The following is a 6,447-nucleotide window of genomic DNA, read 5'->3' as shown; positions in this document are numbered from 1 at the left end:
TTCAGGGCAGCCGCATGCAAGGCTGCCAGCTTGCGATCGGGATCGCGCGTGCGCTTGGGTTTGCCGGTGTTCTTGCTCATAACTGAATTATATTCATTACCGTTGACTTTGCCAGCCTGCCTCCCTACACTGTTAGTGAATTTAGTTCATTAACGAGTCGTATCACGCATTCGGCTCATCCACCCAAGGGAACACGCCATGCAACAAGCCTTCTATGACCAGCACGGAGCGGCAGCGCACGTCGTCCAGCTACGCGACCTCAATCCACAGCCACTCAGCGAGGGTGAAACGCGGGTCAAAATTCTCCGCTCGCCAATAAATCCGTCTGACATCGCACAGATTGAGGGCGTGTACGGCCTCCAGCCGCCGTTGCCAGCGCCGGCGGGCATGGAGGGTATTGGCGAGGTGGTCGAGGTCAACGGCGCCGGCCACCCACTCGGAACACTTGTCTTGCTGTCTGACCCGCCGGGCGCGTGGGTCACAGAACGGGTGTTCCCGACGGACACGCTTGTGCCGGTGCCGCCAGCCGACATCGACCAGCTCTCGATGCTGACCGTCAACCCGGCAACCGCGTATCTACTGCTGAGAGACTACGTGGATCTCCAGTCGGGGGACTGGATCATTCAAACCGCCGGTAATTCCGCGGTTGGGCGCTACATCACTCAACTGGCGAAGGCACGAGGTATCAAGGTCGCGTCAGTTGTGCGCCGTGAATCAGCGCTGGCCAGCGTCGAGGACGCCGGATGCGACGCTGCGTTCGTCGATGGGCCAGACCTGGCAAACCGGGTTTCGTCAACGCTGCCAAACGCGCCAGTGCTCGCTATTGATGCCGTGGCTGGTGACGCATTCGGTCGCCTTGCAGCCACGCTCGCTAACGGTGGCGTTGCTGTCAGCTACGGTGGGATGTCTGGTGAGCCGATCCGCATTCCCGACAACCTTCTCATCTTCAACGGTGTGTCAGTTCGGGGTTTCTGGCTGGTGAATTGGCTGACCACGGCCAGCCCAGAGGAGATGCAGCGGGTGTATGGCGAGCTCACGCAGCTCGTGCTCGAGGGCAGGTTGAGCGCCCCGATCGACCGTGTTTTCACCCTCGGCGAGATCAAAGAAGCGCTTGCATTCACCGTCGCAGGTGAACGCCAGGGCAAGGTTTTGCTCGCCCCGAACGGCGTATGAGCGCTTTACACGTCTTGCAACCAAGGATGACACCATGTCTCTGACACTGTTCCACACGCCCGGTACCCGCTCTGTACGAGCGCGTTGGCTCATGGAAGAAATGGGCCTCAACTACGATCTCAGAACCCTCGAGTACGACGGGGCGTACTTTGCCTCCGAGGCATTCCGGAAAATCAACCCCATGGGCAAAATCCCCGCGATGTACGATGGCGACACCCTCATTGCCGAATCCATTGCCATCATGCAGTACGTGATGGAACGACACGGCCCGAGTCAACTGTCCATCTCGGCTGATGACCCCGAGTTCGCCACGTACTTGCAGTGGCTTCACTTTGGCGAGAGCGGCATCTCCGGCTACATCGCGGTGTCCTTCGGCCATGCTTCCGGTGAAGAGCCATACAGAGTGACCGAAGCCTTCGACGCGTACTGCCGCTTCCAGGTCGAAAAAGCAGTGTCTATGCTGGAGTCACGCCTGCAAGCCCGGCACTATATCCTGGATCGGGGATTCAGCGCTGCCGACATCTCGATCGGTTATGCGCTGCTGTTTTCCTTGATCTGTACGGGTACACGCTTCCCACCCACGGTCAGCGCGTATCTTGACCGGTTGCTGTCCCGACCCGCCATGCAGAGGGCCCTGGACGATGTGCCCGCTGAACACATACCCAAGGTGGTATAGGCGCGCCGCTTGTGTTTGCACGGAACGCGGCTGAACACGTTTACGTGACTGACGATTCAGTTGGTCTGCGCTTGCCACTCGGGACGCACCAGTCTGTTCCGACGCTCGCCAGGCATGCGTGAGACACAGAGCAGCGTGTCGCCAGTGTGACCCTTGCCGTTGAGGCACGGGTCACACCGACACGAACGTCGCAGGTGATTGGCACCGGTAGCTCAGGTTGAGCTTGACACGGCAGAGCAACTCACCGCTCGCGCAGCACCCCTCGAGGGGTCACGCCGTTGTACCTCGTGACCTCAGGCACGGTTGACGTTCGGTCCAACTGTCCGCGGCACCGTCAACCACCCCACGCCGATCCAGGTCACTGCACTTGAAAAGGCTTACTCGAAGGTGAAGGTCCATGTCGAGCAATCCTGGTCGTAGCCGTCGTTGTCGCTCAGCTCGGTTGCGCCCGGGTAGGCATTGGGGTCCGCGTCATCGCAGTCCCGCTGGCACTGCGAAAGACCGTCGCCATCCCGGTCCGCGTGTGCCGGACTCGCGGGGTCGCTGCACTGTACCGTGACGGCGTTGGACGGGCCGCCCCCGCAACCGACCAATACCCCCGCCAGGACCATCCCACCAAATACCAACCGCATGCCACTGCTCCTTCGTCTGCTTGAACCGGTGTTCGATTCGATCGACTCGGCAACATACAGGCGAAGACTTAGGGAAAAATGAGGGTACGACGGTCACACCGATCACGGCGTGCGCGGCGCCGGACCGGCACCCATCAAACACAGGTACGGCACACACGCGTCGCCCGGATGAGGCGTCACGCCCCCGTCGTGAACACCTGCACCGGCTGCGAGAAGCCCTTGAAGCGCATTTCTGACACCGCGTCGCAGTCGGCGGCGTCGTCAAGCCGGCGACGTGTCTCGTTGTCGAACAGCACGGGTCGCCCGACGTCCTTGGTGTACGCCTCGAGGCGCGCCGCGAGGTTCACGGTCTTGCCGACACAGGTGTAGGTCGCGCGGCTGTCCGTGCCGGTGTAGCCCGCAATCACCTCGCCCGTGGCGATGCCGAACCCCACACGGAGCGGCGCTTCATTCGCCAGTGCCCGCTCGTCGTTCAGCAGGTCGATCATCGAGAGCATGTCCTGTGCCGCGGACACCGCCGACTGCGCCGGGTTCGCGACCGCCTGTGGGGCACCGAACACGGCCATCAACCCGTCACCGATCATCTGGTTGACAATGCCTTGGTGGCCCGTGACCGCCTCGAACATCAGTGTGTAGTAGGTGTTCAGCAGCTCGATGGTCGCCTCCGGGTCCATGTCCTCGGAAAGCGCCGTGAAACCCCGCAGGTCGGCGAACAGCACGGTCGCGTCGAGCCTGCGGCCACCGATCGCGAAACCCGAGGTCTGCAGATCCTGCGCCACCTCTTCCGTCGCAAAGCGGTTCAGCAGGCGCTTCTGTTCGTCCAGCAGGCGTTTGCGTTCCAGGCTTGCGTTGAGTCGCGCCTGCAACAACACCTTGTTGACCGGTTTCGGGATGTAGTCCTCCGCGCCGAGCTCGATGCACCGCACCACGTTCTCGAGTCCCTCGAGCGACGAGGTGACAATCACCGGCAGGTCGCGCAGGCCCGGGTCGGCTTTCAGTGTCGCGAGCACCTCGAAGCCGTCCATCTCCGGCATCTCGATGTCGAGCAACAGCGCATCGAACGGCGCACCCTGCAGCTGCGCCAGCGCCTGCTTGCCGTTCTCGGCAACGGTGACAGCATGACCGAGCAGCTCGACGCTGCGCGACAACAACAGCCGATTGACCTTGTTGTCGTCCGCAACCAGGATCCGCGCCTGGGGTTCAGTCATGGCACGCACCACGGAGCGCGACGGCCGAGGCATCGAACAGCGCCTGCGCGGCCGCGACGGCAGCTCCGTCCGGCACGCCTGCGTGCTCCATGTCGCGGGCCTGTTCGGCGAGGGCCACGGCGCCGAAGGTCAACGCATTCGATTTGAGCGTGTGGCTCGCTCGGCGGTAGCCGGCCGCGTCCGCGGCGTCGACGGCGCGCTGCAGCTCCGCAAACAGGGTGCTCGCGTCAGCAAGGAACGTGTCGAGCAACTCGCGCGCGAAGTCCTCGCCCATGGCCTCGGACAGCTCGGCAAACACGGTGGGGTCAACAGGGGAATCGTGCATCGTTCAACGGTCCTTGGCCCGGGCGGGCGTCTGCATCAGGGCGTCAATCAGGCGATCGACCCGGATGGGTTTGGCGATGTAGTCGTCCATGCCGGCGTCGAGACACATCTCGCGGTCGCCCTGCATGGCGTTGGCGGTCATCGCGACAATCCGCGGCCGCTCCGTCCCGTGTCGGGCATTGAGCTGCCGCGACGCCTCGAGGCCATCCATGTCCGGCATCTGCACATCCATCAGCACAAGGTCGTAGGTCTGGCGCGCCACGCTGTCCAGGGCCTCGAGGCCATTGCTGGCAAGGTCGGCGCGGTACCCCATCTGCTCGAGCATCCGGATCGCGAGCTTCTGGTTCACGGGGTTGTCCTCCGCCAGCAGGATCCGCAGCGGGTGCCGGAGTGCCATCTCCCGGTCGGTGCGTGATGGGGCTGTCGGGCGGAGCGCGGCCGAGGGCGGTACCGCATCGCCGAGCACGCTGACCAGCGTGTCGAAGAGCTGCGCCTGGCGCAGCGGTTTTGCCACCGCGGCGGCGAACAACCCGTCTTCGCCACCGTGGCCGCGAGGCCCGAGCGAGCTGAACAGAACCAGCGGAAGCGCGTCCCGTGTGGCGCGGAGCCGTCGGGCGAGCTCGACGCCGTCCATGTCGGGCATGTGCATGTCAAGAACGGCGAGGTCGAAGGGCGCACCGGATGCAACGGCATCCAGCGCCTCCGACGGCGTAGCGCACACCACCGTGCTGGCGCCCCACTTCTCGGCCTGGCGCGCGAGTATGCTGCGGTTGGTGGCGTTGTCATCGACCACCAGCAGGCGCCGGCCGCGCAACTCGTCCTGCACACCGACGAGCGCGCGGGTCACGGTTTTCACATCGTCCACCACCGGGGCGGTAAGGGTGAACACGAAACACGAACCGCACCCCTCGCCATCGCTCTCGGCCCACAGGGTCCCGCCCATGAGTTCCGCCAGCCGCTTCGAGATGGCCAACCCCAGCCCGGTACCCCCGTATTTGCGGGTGGTGGAGCTGTCGGCCTGGCTGAAAGACTGAAACAGCCGCGCCATGCCCGTCTCGCTGATCCCGATGCCGGTGTCGCGCACCGTGAAGCGCAATTCGCGCTCGACGCCGACTGCAGCCGCTTGCGTCACCGAGAGCACCACTTCGCCAGCCTCGGTGAACTTCACCGCATTCGACAACAGGTTCAACAGAATCTGACGCAGTCGGGTCACGTCCGCGTTGATTGCGGTCGGCAGCGCGTCATCGAACTCGCAGGCGAGGTCCAGCCGTTTTTCTGCCGCCTTGCTGCTCACGAGGTCCAGTGCGCTTTCGACGCACTCCCGCAAATCGAAGGGGTGGCGTTCGATGGCCATGTGCCCGGCTTCGATCTTGGAGAAGTCGAGGATCTCGTTGATGATACCGAGCAGCGCGTCGCCACTGTCGCGGATCGTGCGCGCGTAGTCCCGCTGTTCGTCGTCCAGCGGCGTGTCCATCATCAAACCGCTCATGCCGATTACGGCGTTCATCGGCGTGCGGATTTCGTGCGACATGGTCGCCAGAAACGCACTCTTGGCCTCGTTCGCCGTCTCGGCGAGCTTGCGGGCCGCCTGCGTCTCGTTGAACAGGCGCACGTTTTCAATGGCGATGGCCGCCTGATCGGCGAAGGTCTGAATGATGTCGACTGTCGTGTCGTCACGTGCCTGCATTTGGCCGAAGCCCAGGGAAATGACACCCCACACCTCGCCGGCAACCAGAATGGGCACCCCCAACGCCTGGCACAAACCTTTTCGCCGAGCCAGCTTGTGGTCGTAGTAGCTCTCGTCTTGCGTGTCAGCAACAAAGACCGTATCGCCTGACGCCACGGTCATGCCGGCAATCGTGTTCGGTAGCAACGGCAGCGGCGGTTGCGAATTGGCGTCTTGCAAGTCCTCCTCATCGTATCCGTGTGTCGCACAGAGGTAGGAAAACGTGCCTTCGACGCGCAACAGAAAACACCCAAGCGCGCCGGTGATGTCGACTGCCGTACGCGCTATCGCCTTGAACACAGGTTGCGTGTCGTCAGGCGAACTGCTGATGACACTCAAGATGCCCGAGGTCGCTGTTTGCCTGGCAAGGGCCGCCTGCGTCTCGTTGAACAGGCGCACGTTTTCGATCGCGATCACCGCCTGGTCGGCGAAGGACTCCGCCATGGCGATGTCCTGCTCACTGAACGGCACCCGGGTCTTGCGGATGAACACCAGCCCCCCCAAGCGCCGCTCGTCGCGCAACAAGGGCACGTGGAGATACGCCTGAAACCCGCTCTCCTCGTGGAGCCGTCTGGCCAGCGTGGGCAGATCTGCGGTTGACAAGTCCGGCACATGCATGGTCTTGCCCGACACCAACACGGCGGAATGGAAATTGTGCTGCTCGTCGATGGGGTGCGGTGCGGTCGCAAAGTCCGTGATCAGGCCCTC

Annotated in this window: 6 protein-coding genes; 2 read left to right on the top strand and 4 right to left on the bottom strand. The window is 63.3% G+C overall.

What is annotated here, in order from left to right:
• Positions 1-198: 198 nt before the first annotated feature.
• Together AAGA11_22350 and AAGA11_22345 are read left to right on the top strand one after the other, a co-directional pair.
• Positions 199-1,173, top strand: a complete 975-nt coding sequence (locus AAGA11_22350; protein MEM9605617.1) for a zinc-dependent alcohol dehydrogenase family protein — start codon at positions 199-201, stop codon at positions 1,171-1,173.
• A gap of 34 nt (positions 1,174-1,207) precedes the next feature.
• Positions 1,208-1,849 (top strand): glutathione S-transferase family protein, encoded by a 642-nt coding sequence (locus AAGA11_22345; GenBank protein ID MEM9605616.1) that lies wholly within the window; start codon positions 1,208-1,210, stop codon positions 1,847-1,849.
• 377 nt (positions 1,850-2,226) lie between these two features.
• Here AAGA11_22345 and AAGA11_22340 read toward each other — a convergent pair whose 3' ends face one another.
• The 4 genes from AAGA11_22340 to AAGA11_22325 all read right to left on the bottom strand — a co-directional run.
• Positions 2,227-2,481: a putative metal-binding motif-containing protein gene (locus AAGA11_22340; GenBank protein MEM9605615.1), complete on the bottom strand. Its 255-nt coding sequence runs from the start codon at positions 2,479-2,481 to the stop codon at positions 2,227-2,229.
• 176 nt (positions 2,482-2,657) lie between these two features.
• The gene (locus AAGA11_22335) at positions 2,658-3,689 is read right to left on the bottom strand and encodes an adenylate/guanylate cyclase domain-containing protein (GenBank protein ID MEM9605614.1); all 1,032 of its coding nucleotides are present in this window, start codon (positions 3,687-3,689) and stop codon (positions 2,658-2,660) included.
• Entirely contained in the window at positions 3,682-4,014 is a 333-nt protein-coding gene (locus AAGA11_22330; protein ID MEM9605613.1) for an Hpt domain-containing protein, read from the bottom strand. Before AAGA11_22330 ends, AAGA11_22335 begins: the two co-directional genes overlap by 8 nt.
• A 3-nt stretch (positions 4,015-4,017) precedes the next feature.
• The coding region (locus tag AAGA11_22325; GenBank protein ID MEM9605612.1) for a response regulator at positions 4,018-6,447 on the bottom strand (2,430 nt) is incomplete at its 5' end.

The organism is Pseudomonadota bacterium (assembly GCA_039196715.1).
In the GTDB taxonomy this organism is placed as follows: domain Bacteria; phylum Pseudomonadota; class Gammaproteobacteria; order CALCKW01; family CALCKW01; genus CALCKW01.
The sequence above is the reverse complement of the archived record's forward strand: the minus strand, read 5'-3'. Positions and strand labels throughout refer to the sequence as shown.